Origin of the sequence: Paenibacillus peoriae KCTC 3763, from assembly GCF_000236805.1 — a bacterium.
Lineage (GTDB): Bacteria > Bacillota > Bacilli > Paenibacillales > Paenibacillaceae > Paenibacillus > Paenibacillus peoriae.
Genome location: NZ_AGFX01000012.1, coordinates 139249 through 156900, shown reverse-complemented (window position 1 = coordinate 156900; position 17652 = coordinate 139249). Strand labels below are relative to the sequence as shown.

Sequence of the window (17652 nt, the reverse complement as noted above, 5' to 3'; positions counted from 1 at the left end):
GCCCTCCATTAATCGAATTTTTCCATTTTGTAGCCGATGCCCCACACTGTTTTCAGGTATTTGGGCTTTCGTGGATCAGCCTCAATTTTCTCGCGGATTTTACGAACGTGAACCATTAACGTGTTGTTGGATTCCAGATATTGCTCCTTCCAGACTTTCTCATAGATCTGCTCCATGCTCAGCACTTGACCCCGGTTTCGAGCCAAAAGCTCAACAATGGCGAATTCGCGCGGAGTCAGCTTAATTGACTCTCCGGCGAGAGCAACCTCATGCGTAGCAGAGTTGATGGATAGCTCGTCCAGTATCATTTCATGCTCCAGCACAGGGGAAGGGTGGGTATATTTCCGTACTCTGCGCAGCTGGGATTTGATGCGTGCCACCAGCTCCAGCGGGCTGAACGGCTTGGTGACATAATCATCTGCCCCAACGCTGAGCCCCGTAATTTTGTCCATGTCTTGTCCCTTTGCAGACAGCATGATGATCGGAAAATGCTCGGTTTCCCTGATTTTCATACAGGCTTCGATCCCTTCCATGTTCGGCATCATCACATCAAGCACCATCACATCTATCGTTTCCCGGCTGACCTGATCCAGCGCTTCCAGTCCGTCCCGTGCCATGAGCAGTCGGTATCCTTCATTTTCCAAATATATTTGCATGAGCTTAATAATTTCAGGTTCATCATCGACTAATAAAATGGTTCCGTTATGCATGGCCCGCGCACCCTTTCTGTTCTTTTCAGCAGTATACAATATGGGCGTATTATATACCTTTTTAGAGACAGGAGCTATAAAGCCCTCATCTCAGGATGTTTGTTGGATGTCATCAGCTTTTGGACAGTATCGTTTCGGGTGAAGAAATACACTCTTCTTGCTTGAATGAGCTTTTTTGTATTCCCGGCAGTTGGCCGAACAAGATCCATGCAAATGGCAGGAAGCGGGCAATAACCGACACGACGAGCCAAGAGCAAAGAAGTGCAAAGAAAAAGCCTCCGGCGTACCAAATATGAATGAGCTGCGGCGAACCGATGTGTGGCGAAAACTGCCGATACAGCAGTAGAAAGAACGGATGAATCAGATACACGCCAAAGGACAGTGTGCCCAGACGTTCCAGCCTGCGAATGATAAAGGAATGCTGTCTTCTATACATTAGAAAGGAAACTTGTAGCAATACCAGCGTACTGGACAGGCTGTACATATTGTACATAAGCTCAAAAACCAGCGAATTGTAGGAAATTCCGTACATTCTGCTTTCGTACCACATATAGACATGCACAGTAGCTGAAATCAACCATACGGCCCAAATTCCGATCCATGACAGCACCCCGGCAAAGCTTCGTTCCCCCTTGCGCCTCAGGAACCACGTTCGGAGCTGCGGATAGTAGTAGCCAAGAGCAGCGCCCAGCATGTAGCAGGCCATATAAGACAGCGCCCAGCTGCCTTTATTTTGAACCTGAAATAGAAATTTGTTGCCAATTACAAATGACCATTGTACCAGCAGCCCCATGACGATAGACCATTGCGGAATATGCCGATAACGCTGGAACATCCACAGCACAAGTGGAAATGCCAGATAGAATTGCATCATGATAAAAATATAGTATAAATGCGTATACGCTTTACCTGTTGCCAGCTTCACAGCAAAGCTTTCCGCAAGCGCGGCTATATTCCACGTTTCGGAGCTGTCAGCCATGAGAGAAAGGACAAAATAAAACAGAGAGAACATAAAGTAAGGCAAGAGAATATACAGCAATCTCTGCTTGTAAAAGCGGATTAATAGCTGTCGTCCCATCGGGCGATCCTTATAGTTGTAGAACAGCACCATGCTGCTTAGCGCGATAAATACAGGTGTACCATACTTCATCAGCACATTGAGCGCATTATATACAACATAAAGGCTGGAATCTGTAAGTTGAACTGTTGCATAGGAAGTGGCGTGGACCATAATAACGGCTAAAATCGCCATGGCTCTGACCAACTGCAATTCGGGAATTTTTTCCTTGTTCGTAGGTTTCATAAGCTTCATTTCCTTTCGGCCGTGAACTGTATCTTGTTGAACTCTTTCTATTAAAAGACAAAGTTCTTAACAACCTGAAAGGGAGCGGCTTAAGAAACACTTATCAACTTCTTAACATTTGTTAAGAAATTGTATAACCTTGATGTCCTATGCAGACCGACAAGTACAAGTTGCAACTTAACGAATAAGCTGCTTTTCTTTTGCATAGAAATCAAATAGGTACAGATCAGTATCTGTGTAGTGAAATTTTATGTATACGCTTACAAAAGAGGTTTGGAATGCTCCTTATGTACAATTTAAAATTCGGAGGAGGAATGAAGATTGAAATGGAAAAAAGGTTTGACAGGTATGCTTTTAGCTGCTTTATTATGTGGTGCACCGGGTTTGGGCATAGCTGTCCCCACGTATGCAGCCGCAGGCGAGTATAAGTTTGATTTTGGTGGAGGCACGGTCGAAGCGGGCTATACCGGAGTGAGTGCTTCGTTATCCTACGACAAGGCACGCGGCTATGGCTTCCGTACCCCTGGGAACATGCGCAATGTCAGTGCCTCTGGGGCTGGAGTGGCTAGCGATGCGGTACAGTTTCTGGCTACCGGAACAAAAAGTGAGAATACCTTTGATGTTGATCTTCCTCCCGGACTGTATGAGGTGTCGGTTACGTTAGGAAATACCTCCCGTTCGAGTGTTGCCGCTGAGGGCGTGTATCAGGTCATTAATATGACAGGAAATGCAGCCAAGGATCGTTTCCAAATTCCAGTGACAGACGGGCAGCTGAACCTGCTGGTTACAGAAGGTAAAGAGGGCGCAGCCTTTACACTCAGTGCATTGGAAATCAGGCCGTTGTCTGGCAACTCGGTTACTAATCGAACGATTTATATCGGCGGAGATTCTACTGTATGTAACTACTATCCGCTGGATAGCAGTGTGCAGGCTGGGTGGGGTCAACTGCTGCCAAAGTTTGTGAACACGAATACGTTCCAAATTCGCAACATGGCGTCCGGCGGTCAGATTGCTAGGGGCTTCCATCAGGATGGACAGTTGGAGGCCATTGTCAAATATATTAAGCCCGGAGATTATTTCATTCTCCAGCTAGGCATTAATGATACCAATCCCAAGCATAATGAAAACGAAGCGGAGTTTAAGGACTGGATGCGGGATATGATCCGTCAGGTTAAGGCGAAAGGGGCGACAGTCATCCTGTCAACACCGCAAGGCCGAGCCACGGACTTTAATGCTAACAATGTACACAACGCTGAGCATAGATGGTATAGAAGCGCTATTTTGGCACTGGCTCAAGAGGAACAAACGCCTTTGGTTGATCTGAACGTACTTAGCTCAACTTATTTCACTTCTATTGGCAAAGAGGCTACGCTCGCCCTGTATATGAATGGTGACTCTCTTCATCCGAACTTTGCAGGCGCAAGGGAGCTGGCACGTTTGGTGGCACAGGATTTAAAAAGACAGGGTCTGAACGGATTCTGAGTTTACATTTGGGATTTGGAGTTGTCTCTAACAACGGGGGTGATATAATCATAGAAAAAGTAATAGTAATGCAGGAGGATTAGAATATGCAGCCTTTCACTGCCCGTGTGCTTCAAATTATATTGCTGATCCCTGAGGGGAAAGTAATGACCTATGGGCAAATTGCAGCAGAAGCTGGAAGCCCTAGAGGGGCCAGACAGGTGGTGCGCATTTTGCATTCACTCAGCCAGAAACACCGGCTTCCCTGGCATAGAGTAGTCAACCGCTTGGGTGAGATTGCTTTGCAGGAGGATGGATCAGCATCGCTGCAGCGTCTGTATTTGGAGGAAGAGGGCATATATTTTAATGCAAACGGACGCATCCCGCTGGACCAATATCTTTACGATCCGCAAGCGGAGATAGAAGAGTAGGCGAGGAACAGCATAGATTGGATCATCACAAAAGAACCGGGACAAATCAAACTATCGATTTGTCCCGGTTCTTTTTAATCCAGCACACATCATGCAGGCATATGAGGATGCCTGTTCATATATATCCTAAGATTCGCCTGTCTCCTTATCCAATGAGGTGCTGCTGATTCCGTTGGGCAAGATGAAAGGAAATGCTGTTCATCAGCGGTATATCGTTATTTTTTCGCGCTTCCCGGATCAGTTGCATCTTTTGCTGTTCCGATTCACGTAAAAAACGGGTCATCCACAAATCAGACGGTTCGTTAGTCGTTGTCATGCGAGATTCTTTTATCATCTATTAACCCTCCTAGTGAGCGGCTGTTATTCTTTCTCTAGTATATGTCCCAAACCTTAATAGTTTCTGTTGTTTTCCTTAAGATTAGCTGAAAATCAGGTAAAGTTCAGGTAAAAACAGATTAAATGGGATATTGGTTCCGTTATCGTATTATTTAAAGGTAAACCGGTATACTTCGCTTTTGTTCAATTGGTTAGTACAGATAAACAGATCGTCCTGAGCCCACTTCATTGTTCGTACAGAATTAATATTCCGGTAAATCGCTGTATCTGAGCTAAGGCTCCCATTGTCCAAATACGCGGTATGCAAGTCACCGACACCGTTATCTTTTACAACAAAATAGGCAATTCGACTTTCATCTGAATTCAGCGCAAAGTCTGTAATGACCCCTTCCTGTAAAAGTTTAAACTTATGAGTCGCTTTATTGTACAAAAAAAGTCCCTCTTTTTTCTCAAATTTCCCTTGCACCAGTAGGTCGCCATTCTTTAGTATCACAAATTTATTAATCTCTTCCCCTTGGGCTACTTTGACCACCTTGTTGGTATTTTTTATATCCATTTCAAATATACCTGGACCGCTATTATTAAATGCTAGAAAGTAAACCTTATTCTTGCTGAAGTACAGTGTATTCGTTAGTTGGGTTGGACTTTGGAAAATTTCCGTTAGTTGCGTGTCATTGATCAGCTGACGAATTTTTCCAGTAACCACATTGGTTAGGGTAAGGTATCCATTTGAGAATCCTATGAAATTTTCGTTACTAATAAAATTTATGCCGTAGGAATCACCATACGACACTTTCTTCAGCTTGTTGGACTGTAAGTTGTATACATAACTAAATGAATCCATGTTTTGATTCTTTACATAGATGAGGTTTTTCCCATTAGGACTTAATGCGAATCCATAGAGGACATTTTCGTCAATATCAACCAATTTATTATTATCAAGATGAAGTACAGATATTTTGAACCGACCCAATGAGCGGTTCAGTGAGCGGTCCATCGATTGTAAAATAACGGAATTGTGATCTATCACTTGAAAGTCAAAAATCGAATAATCATTTGTCAACCGGGTGACCGCTCCGATCTCAAATGCTGTATTCATTTTTGTAAGGTTGCTATTGAACTGATCATTTGGCAATATCACCGTTTTAGACTTAAAGTTGCTTAACATGTACAAACTACTCATTCCGTAAAATCCCAATATAAACAAAAGCAATAAAACTCCTAAAATCAAATAATGACGATGTTCTTTCCAAGATTTTCGCTTGCTCATTCCCATTCACCCGGTAAACTGATCTTGATTTCCGTGCCTTCCTTAAATGTGCTATGAAGCTCAATCAGTCCTCCATGATCTTCGACAATGCTTTTTACGATCGCTAATCCGAGTCCGGCGCTTCCTTTTTCTCTATTGGCCATCCCGGAGCTTCTGTAAAATGGTTCAAACACATGTTCGAGATGCTCTGTCGGGATGCCGTTACCTTTATCCTTAATCCTAACAACAGCCAACCTTCCTTCTGCATACGACTGGACGTCAATGATAGAATTCACATCCCCATATTTAATCGAGTTATCTAATATATTCAAAAATACCTCCTTCAGTTTGTCATGATCTCCTAACGTGTAAAGGCCGTATTCAAGACCAAATTGAATACGAATATTATATTTTCTGGATTTTATCCGCATGTCCTCACAAGCTTCTTTCACAATTTCCGATAGATCAACCCTTTCCAATCGATAGCGGATATTTGAAGCTGAAGCCTGGGATAATTCCAAAATGTCAACGACCATCCGATTTAATCTCTGACTTTCATGAATAATATACTTAAGCCCTTTTTCAAAAAATGGAGCATCAGTAAATCCGTTATCCTTTACAATCTGTGCATAACCCAAAATAGTTGTTAACGGTGTCTTTAGTTCATGAGTCACATTGTCAAAAAAAGCTTTGCTTTGTGCTTGAGCCAGCTTTACTTCATCCCGCTCTTGCTCAATGATTGCAATCTGATCTTTGATATGCTTAATCATGATTTGAAAACGGCGTGCCAATTCACCCACTTCATCACGGGATGGAATTTGTATATCCACATTGAAATCACCTAAAGCAACCGATTCGGAGTGCTTGGTTAATTCTCTAATAGGCTTGGTAATTTTATTGGAAATAAAAATGGAAGCTATAAAAATAAAAGTAAAGATGGAGACAGCAAACATTTTAATGATCGAGAGGAAATTGGAATTTTTCTGGTAGATATCGGTATAATCTTTTTGGTACCGCAAAGACCCAATAATCTGATGATCCTGCTGAATCGGGAATGACAGGCTCGCAATGACTTTATTGTCCACCACACTAATCTTATAAACGATTTGGGAACTTGGGGACGGTTCAAGATCATTGTCATCTGGTAACTTCATGTGGTTATACATCGCTTCATTTGGATTATAAATCGTTACAGGCCCACCAATCGCAGTTGTTAATTCTTGTGAAAGCATATTTTTTTCAGATGCCAGCGATGATAAATTAATTCGCTTTTTATGGATCATAAAATATTGAGTGAGATAAATGTCCAGATTTGTCTTGGCTTTGATCATATCCTCATGAATAATCTGATACATATTTTGTTCTGTAACTTTATAGGAAACAAACAGTAGGGCAGAAAGGCCAACAAAAATAATAATAGAAAAGAGAACAACTATTTTAAATTGAATAGGAAATTTCATGTACTCACCTAGTCGCCAGCTTATAGCCGATACCGAATACGGTCTCGATAATCGAAAAGCTATGAGCTTCATCCAGTTTTTTACGAATTCTTTGTACATGAATATCTACCGTTCGAGTATCTCCTGCAAAGTCAAATCCCCACACTTTATCCAAAAGCTCGGATCTGCTAAATACTCTCCCTTGATATTCGGCAAAACATAATAAAAGATCGTATTCTTTATTCGTAAGTGCAATTCTCATCCCATTTTTCCATACTTCCCGCTTATCTTTATAGATCACGATGCCCGTTCCTAAACGGATCATGTCAAACGTTAGATTTTCCATCGAATCCCCGATCAACTCGATTCTGCGAAAAATGGCCCGAACTCGCGCAATCACTTCTCTTATATCAAAGGGCTTCGTAATATAATCGTCTGCGCCCAGTTCCATCCCTACAACTTTATCTAACGTATCGGATTTGGCTGTGATCATGATGACCGGAATCGTGGAATCCAGAGAAACTTGCTTGCAAATATCAAAACCGCTCATATCCGGCAGCATCAGATCCAGCAGAATTAAATCTGGTTTGGACTGTTTTAAAATTTCCAGCCCTTGTGCTCCGGTAGCGGCTTCTTTGGTCACAAATCCTTCTTTTTGAAGGGAATAAGATAATAAGTCCCGTATGGACTCCTCATCCTCAATCAATAAAATCCTCTTTTGTCTCATAGCAGTATTACTCTCCTAAAAACAGTCATTAAATTATCATGCAGATATATTTATTTTATCAGATATTTTTTCATGCGGTCCATGTGTAAAGAGATGTTACATCTTGGATACAACTCTCCTTAAATTTGAAACAATTGTACTCTATAGTTGAATTTATTAAGTAAAACGTACAGGGAGGATAGGGAAGCAACTGGGCTTGAGCAATTTCTACTCGAAAAAAATTAATTTATCATGGAGGAACCAGCAAATGAGAGTAATGAACTTTGCACATAGAGGAAAAAGAAAGTACCCAAACAAGAAGAATAGAAGAATATTATTATATATTGTTATTTTGCTATTTATAGTAAGCTGTAGCATTCTGATTGTGATAAAGGTTTCTAATAATAAGCAACAACCTGCAAAAACACTTGAATTTGCAGAGAAAATGAATTCAGTACCCTTGGGTAAACCCCGTAACGAACCAAATGGCATAGTATCGCCGTTAACAAATGAAGCAGGTGTTGAAGATGCGGCATTTATTGAGAAGTATTTAAATCAACAAATGCAAGGGCAGAGACCCGAAGGGATCGATGGAAAAAAAGTTGCTTATTTATCTTTTGACGATGGGCCATCTGTAACAGTAACGCCAAAAATATTAGATATTCTTAAAGAAGAAAATGTAAAAGCAACATTTTTTGTAGTAGGAAAGGCAGTAGAAGAAAATGAGAATACGAAAAAAATAATAAAAAGAATAGTTAAGGAAGGACATGCCATCGGAAATCATTCGTATTCGCATGATTATGGTTATTTATATCCCAATAGGTCTGTAAATTCTGATGTTTTTATGAATGATATTGAAAAAGTAAATCAAACTTTAAAACAAATTCTAGGACAAGATTTCTCCACACGGGTGATTAGATTCCCAGGAGGCCACATGACATGGCAGAAAAGGGATCCAATAGGTATGAATAGGCTAGACAATGCTTTACGTGAAAAGGATTATCATCAGATCGATTGGAATGTATTACCTAAAGACGCAGAAGGTGCGCCTAAGAAGGCGGCAGAATTAATATACGAATTCAAGAAAAGTATAGCCAGTAGAGAAAAAGCAGTGATATTAATGCATGATACTTATGGTAAAGAGGAAACAGCAAAAGCTTTACCTGAAATTATAAAATATTTGAAGGAGCAGGGATATGAATTTAAAACGATAAGGTAGATTTGGCATTTTCTTTTAAATGAACATCAGATGTTACAACTTGGATACAACTCACCTGAAGTTTGAAACAACTATACTCTATAGTTGAATATATAAAATAAATGTACGGAAGGTTAGGAAATCATCGTGACTAGTTTCCTGAAACCATTGTTGGAGGTGAATCATAGTTTGGGTATTTTAAGAAAAGTAAGTTTTATTATAATAACGTTAATTACTACACAAATTGTAACCGTGTTTGCCAGCCCTTATACACAAACCACGGAATGGATGAAACCCAAGGAGGCAAGTGTACTCCGTGCTGTCTGGGTCAGCACTATATATAATATGGATTGGCCTTCCAAACCTGGGCTTTCAGTTGCAGCTCAAAAAAGAGAATATTTAGATATGCTGGATAAACTCCATGCTATGGGTATTAATACTGTATTCGTTCAGGTGAGGGGCGCATCGGACGCGATCTATCCATCAAAATATTAGTAATGGATGGATTGGTTATGTAGCCCCACAGTTATATTGGAGTATCGGCTACAAACCTGTCCCTTATGAGAAACTTGTCGATTGGTGGTCCAAGGAAACAAGAGGAACGCAAGTAAAGTTGTATATCGGGCATGGAGTGTACAAGCTTGGCAGCAATAGGACCGACTGGAGGTCAAGCGATGCTATTATTAAGCAGCTCTTCTGATTTTCTCCTGGACACAAAGGATGCTGGATAAGAGCAATGCGAAAGGAAAGGTTACAAAAATGTATTGTTTTTACACCTTGTACCCACATAAACCGGAAAGTACAATAGATTGCGGATAGATGTGGAAATTTATGTCGAATGCAATTGAAATGATGCGAATCATGCACGGAAAGGGGAGAAATTCATTATGAAGCAAAAAGCGGCTGCCACGCTGCTGGTGTTGTCATTATCAGCAGGTCTGGTTTCGATTGTACAAGCTGACAGTGCGTCGGGAAGTACAGCATCAAGTACAGCATCAAGTACGTCTGGTGCTTCATCTACAGTGACCTCAAAGACAGCATCCACAACGGGTCAGGCTTTGCCTGCATTGACGCTTAAGCAGGCAGCGGAATGGGCACAGACCAATAGCTACAACACGCGTACTGCTGAGCGCGATGTGGAACGTCGCAGAATTGAGTTTAAGAATGCGGAAAAGGACTTGGGAGAAGCTTATGTTGATTTGATAGACGGTGAATATGTTGGCGATGAAGCATCCTGGAGAAATTATAATTCGTCGACGTTATCTTATTTAGCCAGCAAAAAGCAGGCCCTGTACGCCAAAGACCAGCTTTATTTTAATGCGATGAAAACCTATCAAAGCGTGTTTGTAGCAGAGAATCAGGTGAAAAATGATCTGGAAGCGGTTGAAATTGCACAAGCGGAGGAGAAGATTGCGCTCGCCAAGTTTGCCCGCGGGAAGCTGTCCGAGTATGCGAAAAACGAGAGCGTACAGGCCAGAAGTCAGGCGCAACAGACCGTAGAGCAGAGCAAAACCGCGCTCCAGAAAGCACGGGATGCTCTAAATTTCCTCATGGGACAGCCGAACGGGACAGTCTATGAATTGGTGGATCGTCCTATATACAAGGAACCGAAGAAGCTGAATATTGAAGTACATATACAACAGCTGATGGATATGAATCCAAACTTATGGAAGCTGGAAGATAACATCAAGACTTCGGAACTCAATGTAAGATATTTTGATTTTAACGGCGGTGCAGGCGCTTATGATCTGGCCAAGCTGGATGTCGATACCGCCAAGGAGGAACTGGACAAGGGACAAAAGGATTTTGCCGAATCGCTTCGCAATCTATATGCCACATTCAAGGACAATCAAAAAAAATATGTACAACTGGAAGAAAGCCTGATTACGGCCAAAGAGGGATTGGAGCTGTCACGCAAAAAATGGGCCAGGGGCTTAATTATCGAGCTGGAGCTGAAAAACAGCCAGTTGAAGGTGGACCAAATTGAACGGCAAATGGTAGAGCTGGCAATTGAGTTGAATCAGAATGAGTACACGTTGAACAAGCCATGGAGCACATAGGGAGGAAAAGGCTTTGGCAGAAACGGTTATTAACGATGCTTTAATCAAGTTACGGAGAAAACGGAGAAAAAAGTGGATCTGGACTGCAATTGTTCTGCTGGTTGTAGGTGGGGGCGGAGCAGCAGTATACATGAATCTGCCTAAGGAGCAGGCTGCACCACTGGTGCAGGACGAGACACTTAAGGTGGAGCGCGGGGATGTAAGCGCGAAGCTGGATACGTCCGGCACGGTGCAAGCGTCCAAGGAAGTGAAGCTGAACTTCACGAGTGCAGGTGAAAACAAGCTGGCGGCGGTACATGTGAAGGCCGGGGACAAGGTGAAAAAAGGACAGGTACTGGCGCTTCTGGACAGCTCTGAGATCAAAATGCAGATTCAAAGTGCGTCTGATAATTTGGAGATATCCAAATCCAAGCTGGCTGAACTGGAGAAAGGGCCGAAGGCGGAGGATATTGAAATACAGAAGACAAGCGTACTTCGGGCCAAAATGGCTGTTGATACAGCGCAGGAATCATTTGAGCTGGAAGAAGCCGAAAGTCAGAAGAAGAATTCCCAAAAGCAGCTGGAGCAGGCGCGGAAGGCATATGAAGACCAAAAGTTTTTACATGATGCCGGGGCAGTATCGAACAGTGAATTGGAGCAGGCAGAGCAAACGCTGGATAAAGCACAGACAGACTATGATGGTCTGGATCTACAATTTCGCAAAATGATGTCACAAAAGCGCCGCACCATCGCAGAGGCTGAAATTGGCTACCGTACAGCTATGGCTGAGTTTCGCAAGGCACAGGTTCCGGCTGATGCATCGAATATTCAAGCCTCACGAATAGAGGTTCGAAGATTGGCAACCGAACTGGAGCAGAAAAAAAATGAGCTTAACAAGCTTCAGGTCACAGCACCGTGGGATGGAGTGATCCTAAAGGTGAACGGGGATGTAGGGACCAGTCCGACGGCTCCGTTTATTGTGATGAACAACTCGGATTCCAACAATCTGAAGGTGGTAGTGAAGGTTAGCCAGACCGACATTGTCAAGGCGAAAAAAGGCCTTTCGGCGGTGTTATCCACCAATGCATATCCGGGTGAAACGTTTCCGGGGAAGGTGCAATTCGTCTCACCGGAAGCATCTACAGATGAAGGGATGACGACGTATCTGATGGAGCTGTCCGTTCATGACCCGAAAGGGAAGCTTAAAACGGGCATGATTATGAATGTGGCTGTTATTTTGGGGGTACATAAAAATGTACTGTATGTACCTGCGACTGCGCTGCGATCTGAAGGTGGACAGGACGGTGTTTATCTCGCTGCGAATCCTGCGAATCCGGGAGCGCGGACGTTCAAGCCTGTAGAGCTTGGATTTTACACGCCAGACCAGGTCGAGCTCAAGTCGGGTGTAAAAGAGGGTGACACGATTGTTATCCCGGCTCCTGAAGCACCGCCAGACCCTTCCAGCATGGGCGGCATGCAGGGAGGATTTTAACAGGCTATGAGATACGTCATTCAAATTGAAAATCTGAAAAAGGTGTACCAGGTCGGGGATCAGGAAATTCATGCCCTGCGTGAGGTGCAGCTCGACATTGCTGACGGTGATTTTGTTGCCATTATGGGACCGTCTGGATCAGGAAAATCAACGATGATGAATGTGATCGGCTGTCTGGATTTGCCTACAGCGGGACAATTTTATTTGGACGGTTATTCGATATTGGATGCCCGTGAGGATGAACTGGCTATTATACGTAATCAAAAAATCGGATTTGTATTTCAAAAATTTCATTTGCTCCCGCGAGCAACGGCTTTGGAGAATGTGGAGCTGCCCATGATCTATGCAGGTGTTCCTGCCAAGGAGCGGCGTTTGCGGGCGATGGAGGCCCTCAATAGCGTGGGATTAGGCGATCGGATGAACAACAAGCCGAACGAATTGTCAGGTGGTCAGCAGCAACGGGTATCCATTGCACGCGCGCTTGTGAACAATCCGGTTATTCTTTTGGCGGATGAACCGACAGGCGCATTGGACTCCAAAACAAGCGTTGAAATTATGGGGATTTTTCAGCGTCTGAACGATCAGGGGAAAACGGTCGTACTGGTTACTCATGATCAGGAGGTTGCGGAATACGCCAAGCGGCTGATTCATTTTCGTGATGGACGGATTGAAGAGGATCAGCCTGTCGGGAAACGAAGAATGGCGGCAGAGGAAGTGAAAGCATGAAATTTCGGGAAATTATCCGGGTATCACTTAACAGTTTGCGAACGAATATGCTGCGATCCTTGCTGACCATGCTGGGAATTATTATCGGAGTGGCTGCTGTAATCACGATTGTAGCGATTGGAAAAGGCTCTACTGCAACGATTACGTCGCAGATTAACAGTATGGGGAATAACTTGCTTATGATTTATCCTTATGCCCCGTATGACGGCTCTAGCTCCATGTCCTTCAACCAGCCAAAGGGAATTTCGCTTGAGGATATTAAAGCACTGGAACAGCAAAAATCAGTGGCCGATGTTGCTCCAAGTGCCATGACTGGTGCGGATATTACGTGGAGTCGCAATAAGGTCAGCGGTCAGATTGAAGCAACTTCCCAGGCTTTTGTCCATGTGAAAAAGCTGTCGCTTGCTCAGGGCAGATCGTTTACTCATTATGAAGTGGAAAACCGGTTGAATGTTGTAGTGCTGGGGAGCGACGCAGCCCGGAATATTTTGGGCCCGGATGCATCCAAGGCAGTCGGTGAGACGATCATGATCAAACAGCTTCCTTTCAAGGTGGTCGGGGTTCTAACGAATTCTAACTCCAGTATGAATAATAGCTCGCAACAGGTGTATATACCGATTACGACCGGGATGGAACGGCTGGGGAATATGAGCATCCAACAGGTCAACGCTTCTGCGACAACGGAGGAGAAGATTGATCAGGCGCGTGATGAAATCAAGCAGACATTACGTGCACGGCATGAACTGAAGCCTGCGGAGGGGGATGATTTTCAGATTACGACCCAAACGGAGATTCTTGAAACGGTTTCAGGTGTAGATAAGGTTATGAATATGCTGCTGATTGGTGTGGCCGCGATTGCACTCGGCGTCGGCGGTGTTGGCATTATGAATATTATGCTGGTGTCTGTTACAGAACGGACGAGGGAGATCGGGATTCGCAAGGCGATTGGTGCACAGCGCAGTGATATTATGCTGCAGTTTCTGGCTGAGGCAGTTTTTCTCAGCTTGATGGGTGGATTGGTTGGTGTGATGACGGGTCTTGGGGGCGCAAAGCTGCTTGAGAAATTCGTCCAAATGCCGATTGTGTATTCGATGGAGCCGGTGCTGTACTCTTTTCTGTGCTGTATGGGCGTCGGTGTGTTGTTCGGAGTCTACCCGGCGCGGAAGGCGTCCAAGCTGCGTCCAATAGATGCTTTAAGATACGAATAAGGGAAGCGGATACTCCGCCTTGCTCGGAAGAGTATGGTGGAAAGTATCCGCTTTTTGGGGTGGAATAAGTGTTTTAAACGATAAAAAAGCATGAATAACCGCCTTAATTTTATATATGTGATGTTTTATATGCTTTTATAGGTTGATTTATAAATATATATGACGTATTATATATAATATCAGATGGCAAGAAGAAAAGGAGGGGCGTTCATCATCGATCTTACGGAAAGGCAAATCGAAATTTTAAATATTGTGCAAAAGCATGCCCCGATTACCGGTGATCAAATTGCGGAAATGCTTAATCTCAGCAAGGCGACCATTCGGACTGACTTATCCAAGCTGGGCATTCTAAATTACATAGATGCGAAGCCCAAGGTTGGCTATTTTGTCGGAAAGCGAGGCACGCCGAACCGGGAGGAAAAATTCCGGCTTATGCAAATGAAGGTTGGCGATCTTCACGGGGTTCCGGTCATCGTACGTGAAACAACAACGATTCAGGAAGCTGTGGTGGCACTTTTTTTGGAAAATGTGAGTAATCTGATCGTTACCGATGAAGATGGGGATTTGGCAGGTGTAGCTTCCCGCAAGGATTTGCTCAAGGTTACGCTAGGCAATCCGAATGCGGCGACCATTCCTGTCAGTCTCGTGATGACCCGACAGGCGAATGTCGTCACGGTTTCCCCGGAGGATACCGTTCTGGAGGCGGCGCGCAAGATTATCGCCCGTCAAATCGACAGCTTGCCTGTCGTCGTCCCTTCTGACTCTGACAAACCAGGAGAACACTGGAAAGTCGTGGGACGCATTACGAAAACGAATATTATTAAAATGTTGCTCGATATGGTAGCAGAGGATTAATGGGAGGAATCGAATGGTTCAGGCGAGCAGTCATTTTATAGCGATCTGTTCAGACTCGATTGGTGAGACGGCAGAAGCTGTCGTACAGGCGACCATGCGCCAATTTGAGCTACCGGACACAGAGATCAAAAGATTCATGAATGTAAGGGATGAAGATGAGCTGAGCAGGGTGATGGAGGAGGTCGCCGAGCGAAAAGGGTTCGTCGCTTATACGCTGGTTCAGCCGGAATTGAGAGAGGCGATGAAAGAGGAGGCTGTCCGGCTGAATGTGCGGGCGGTAGATATTATGGGGCCGATGATGCAGGCATTTGCCGACACGTTTCATAATGATCCCAAAGAGAAGCCTGGTCTGCTGCATCGACTGGACGACAACTATTTTCGCCGTGTGGAAGCCTTGGATTTTGCGGTTCAATACGATGATGGTAAAGATGTGAGCGCTATTCTCAAAGCGGATATTGTATTGCTTGGGGTGTCGCGTATTTCCAAAACCCCGTTATCGATGTTTCTGGCACATAAGGGTTATAAAACAGTCAACATTCCGATTGTACCGGAGCTGACACCGCCTGCACAGCTAAAGGATGTACAGGAAGGTCGGGTGTTCGGGTTGACGATCCAGCCGGAGCTGCTGTTAAAAATACGCAGTGAGCGACTTAAGGTTATGGGGCTTCCTAACAATGTGCAGTATGCCACATCGACGCGGGTGGAGGAGGAGATTGCGTATGCGCAATCTTTGTTCAAGGAACTGAGTTGTCCGGTGATTGATGTCACGGATAAAGCAATTGAAGAGACAGCAGGTCTGATTATCAGAATGTTGTAGTAGCCAAGTAAACTTTAAAGTAACTTTAAAGTAACTTATATAGAGAAAATATGAACCACAGGATACAGGAGTGTAATATATAAAAGGCAGTAAAACTGCTCTAGAGATAAGGATCGGCCGTAGGATATAGGAGATTATATAAATAGATAAATAGATAAAACAGCAGCACAGCTGCTCTAAAAAAATGATTTGGCGTGGGATAATCATTATATAGGAGAGGTGGAGGGATAGGTATGGAGAGTCAATTGGCATTGGAATTCGTTCGGGTAACTGAGGCGGCAGCGCTGCAATCAGCGCGTTGGACAGGACGTGGGGATAAGAATAGCGCAGATGAGGCGGCTACGGTAGCCATCCGCACCCATTTTAATGCGGTATCCATGGACGGTACGGTCGTCATTGGCGAAGGAGAAATGGATGAGGCTCCCATGCTGTATATCGGGGAAAGAGTAGGCAATCGCAGAGGACCAGCTATAGATATCGCTGTTGACCCGCTGGAGGGAACCGAAACGGTGGCGAATGGTTTGAACAATGCTCTTTCGGTCATTGCTGCTGCACCTCGTGGAAGTTTGCTCCATGCTCCAGATATGTACATGCAAAAAATGGCTGTTGGCCCGGCGTTGGCTGGAAAGCTGTCACTGGACGAACCGATCCCGGCTACATTATCAAAAGCCGCACGGATACTGGGCAAATCCTTGCCCGATCTTACAGTATCCATTCTGGATCGAACACGGCACGCTGGAATCATCAAGCTTCTGCGGGAAAGCGGCGTTCGGATCAAGCTGCTTGGTCATGGAGATGTGATGGGGGCGATTGAAACTTGCCTGGATAGCGGTGTAGATTTGCATATCGGCTCCGGCGGCGCTCCTGAGGGTGTATTGGCCGCGGCAGCACTGAAATGCATGGGTGGAGAAATCCAAGGCCGTTTGCTGCCACATGGTGAAGAAGAGCTTGAGCGTTGCAAACGTATGGGGATTACGGACCCAGGAGCATTGCTGTCCATGGCTGATATGGTTGGACGCCAAGGTGTGATGTTTGTGGCTACTGGTGTGACCCCTGGCGAGTGGTTACAGGGGGTTCGTTCTCTCCCTGGTCACAGAGCGGAAACGCATTCGGTCGTGATGCATTCGGAGACAAAAACGATTCGTTTTGTGCGCAGTATTCATCACACAACAGACGCATCCGGCACGCTCGCTGCAGCCGTATCCTCCTGAGGTTTTCACAATCATGTCTTAGACCGAGTCATAATAAGCTTACAAACAGCAAGTCTCTTACTATTGGGAGACTTGCTGTTTGGCGTTTCCGGTTGTTTGTCCCATTGCAGAAGGGGGATAACCAAAATATAAATTCGCTATAAATCGGCACTTTTGAGGGTAGATAAAAACGTTTCTATTAAAGTTTGAAAAGAAAATTCATAGCCTGAGCGGTAAAAAATTCAACCTGAACTAAAATTATTAGACGGAGAGTCAAAAAAAAATTTATGAAAATTAGTTCTATAGAACTACAAAATAACAGTGTTTATTAGAAAATTAAAGAGTTATTAATTTCGATTGATGTAAGCTGAATTGAATTTAATACCATAAAATAGGAAAATGAAGGAGGTTGCGAAAAAAGACGGATTTTGTCGGATGATATCAGGATGAATTTGTTACATTTATGTTAATGGCATGTAAAGGTAAAATCGT

General features: G+C 44.0%; 18 protein-coding genes. 12 read left to right on the top strand and 6 right to left on the bottom strand.

Annotated elements, in window-relative coordinates; translation table 11 throughout:
* Positions 1-8: 8 nt before the first annotated feature.
* Both KQI_RS0107165 and KQI_RS0107160 read right to left on the bottom strand, forming a co-directional pair.
* Positions 9-710, bottom strand: a complete 702-nt coding sequence (locus KQI_RS0107165) for a response regulator transcription factor (RefSeq protein ID WP_010346075.1) — start codon at positions 708-710, stop codon at positions 9-11.
* Between the two features lie 112 nt (positions 711-822).
* A complete protein-coding gene (locus KQI_RS0107160; protein WP_010346074.1) occupies positions 823-2013 on the bottom strand; it encodes an acyltransferase in 1191 nt (396 codons plus the stop codon).
* 321 nt (positions 2014-2334) lie between these two features.
* Between KQI_RS0107160 and KQI_RS0107155 the strand changes: the two genes are divergently transcribed.
* Together KQI_RS0107155 and KQI_RS0107150 are read left to right on the top strand one after the other, a co-directional pair.
* Positions 2335-3495 (top strand): rhamnogalacturonan acetylesterase, encoded by a 1161-nt coding sequence (locus KQI_RS0107155; RefSeq protein ID WP_010346073.1) that lies wholly within the window; start codon positions 2335-2337, stop codon positions 3493-3495.
* An 86-nt stretch (positions 3496-3581) separates the two neighbouring features.
* A complete protein-coding gene (locus KQI_RS0107150) occupies positions 3582-3905 on the top strand; it encodes an MGMT family protein (RefSeq protein ID WP_010346072.1) in 324 nt (107 codons plus the stop codon).
* Between the two features lie 145 nt (positions 3906-4050).
* On the opposite strand, the gene KQI_RS0107145 is transcribed toward KQI_RS0107150, so the two are convergent.
* The 4 genes from KQI_RS0107145 to KQI_RS0107130 form a co-directional block, all read right to left on the bottom strand.
* A complete protein-coding gene (locus KQI_RS0107145) occupies positions 4051-4239 on the bottom strand; it encodes a hypothetical protein (protein ID WP_010346071.1) in 189 nt (62 codons plus the stop codon).
* A 150-nt stretch (positions 4240-4389) separates the two neighbouring features.
* Positions 4390-5511, bottom strand: a complete 1122-nt coding sequence (locus tag KQI_RS0107140; RefSeq protein WP_039774295.1) for a hypothetical protein — start codon at positions 5509-5511, stop codon at positions 4390-4392.
* Positions 5508-6950, bottom strand: coding sequence for a sensor histidine kinase (locus KQI_RS0107135; RefSeq protein WP_010346069.1), 1443 nt, complete (start codon positions 6948-6950; stop codon positions 5508-5510). The genes KQI_RS0107140 and KQI_RS0107135 overlap by 4 nt, the downstream gene beginning before the upstream one ends.
* Positions 6951-6954: 4 nt before the next feature.
* A complete protein-coding gene (locus KQI_RS0107130) occupies positions 6955-7656 on the bottom strand; it encodes a response regulator transcription factor (RefSeq protein WP_010346068.1) in 702 nt (233 codons plus the stop codon).
* Between the two features lie 247 nt (positions 7657-7903).
* On the opposite strand from KQI_RS0107130, the gene KQI_RS0107125 reads away from it, so the two are divergent.
* From KQI_RS0107125 to glpX, 10 genes are all read left to right on the top strand, one after another.
* Positions 7904-8854: a polysaccharide deacetylase family protein gene (locus KQI_RS0107125; protein WP_010346067.1), complete on the top strand. Its 951-nt coding sequence runs from the start codon at positions 7904-7906 to the stop codon at positions 8852-8854.
* A gap of 168 nt (positions 8855-9022) precedes the next feature.
* The gene (locus KQI_RS28330) at positions 9023-9328 is read left to right on the top strand and encodes a family 10 glycosylhydrolase (RefSeq protein WP_010346066.1); all 306 of its coding nucleotides are present in this window, start codon (positions 9023-9025) and stop codon (positions 9326-9328) included.
* Entirely contained in the window at positions 9312-9533 is a 222-nt protein-coding gene (locus KQI_RS28325) for a family 10 glycosylhydrolase (RefSeq protein ID WP_085982432.1), read from the top strand. The genes KQI_RS28330 and KQI_RS28325 overlap by 17 nt, the downstream gene beginning before the upstream one ends.
* A gap of 187 nt (positions 9534-9720) precedes the next feature.
* Entirely contained in the window at positions 9721-10893 is a 1173-nt protein-coding gene (locus KQI_RS0107115; protein ID WP_010346065.1) for a TolC family protein, read from the top strand.
* Positions 10894-10906: 13 nt separating this feature from the next.
* The gene (locus KQI_RS0107110) at positions 10907-12364 is read left to right on the top strand and encodes an efflux RND transporter periplasmic adaptor subunit (RefSeq protein ID WP_010346064.1); all 1458 of its coding nucleotides are present in this window, start codon (positions 10907-10909) and stop codon (positions 12362-12364) included.
* A 6-nt stretch (positions 12365-12370) separates the two neighbouring features.
* Positions 12371-13090, top strand: a complete 720-nt coding sequence (locus tag KQI_RS0107105; protein WP_010346063.1) for an ABC transporter ATP-binding protein — start codon at positions 12371-12373, stop codon at positions 13088-13090.
* Positions 13087-14298, top strand: coding sequence for an ABC transporter permease (locus tag KQI_RS0107100; protein ID WP_010346062.1), 1212 nt, complete (start codon positions 13087-13089; stop codon positions 14296-14298). The genes KQI_RS0107105 and KQI_RS0107100 overlap by 4 nt, the downstream gene beginning before the upstream one ends.
* A 183-nt stretch (positions 14299-14481) precedes the next feature.
* Positions 14482-15153 (top strand): helix-turn-helix transcriptional regulator, encoded by a 672-nt coding sequence (locus KQI_RS0107095; protein ID WP_010346061.1) that lies wholly within the window; start codon positions 14482-14484, stop codon positions 15151-15153.
* Between the two features lie 13 nt (positions 15154-15166).
* The gene (locus tag KQI_RS0107090; protein ID WP_010346060.1) at positions 15167-15970 is read left to right on the top strand and encodes a pyruvate, water dikinase regulatory protein; all 804 of its coding nucleotides are present in this window, start codon (positions 15167-15169) and stop codon (positions 15968-15970) included.
* 233 nt (positions 15971-16203) lie between these two features.
* On the top strand, positions 16204-17181 hold the full coding sequence (glpX, locus tag KQI_RS0107085; protein ID WP_010346059.1) for a class II fructose-bisphosphatase: 978 nt from the start codon (positions 16204-16206) through the stop codon (positions 17179-17181).
* Positions 17182-17652 lie beyond the last annotated feature (471 nt).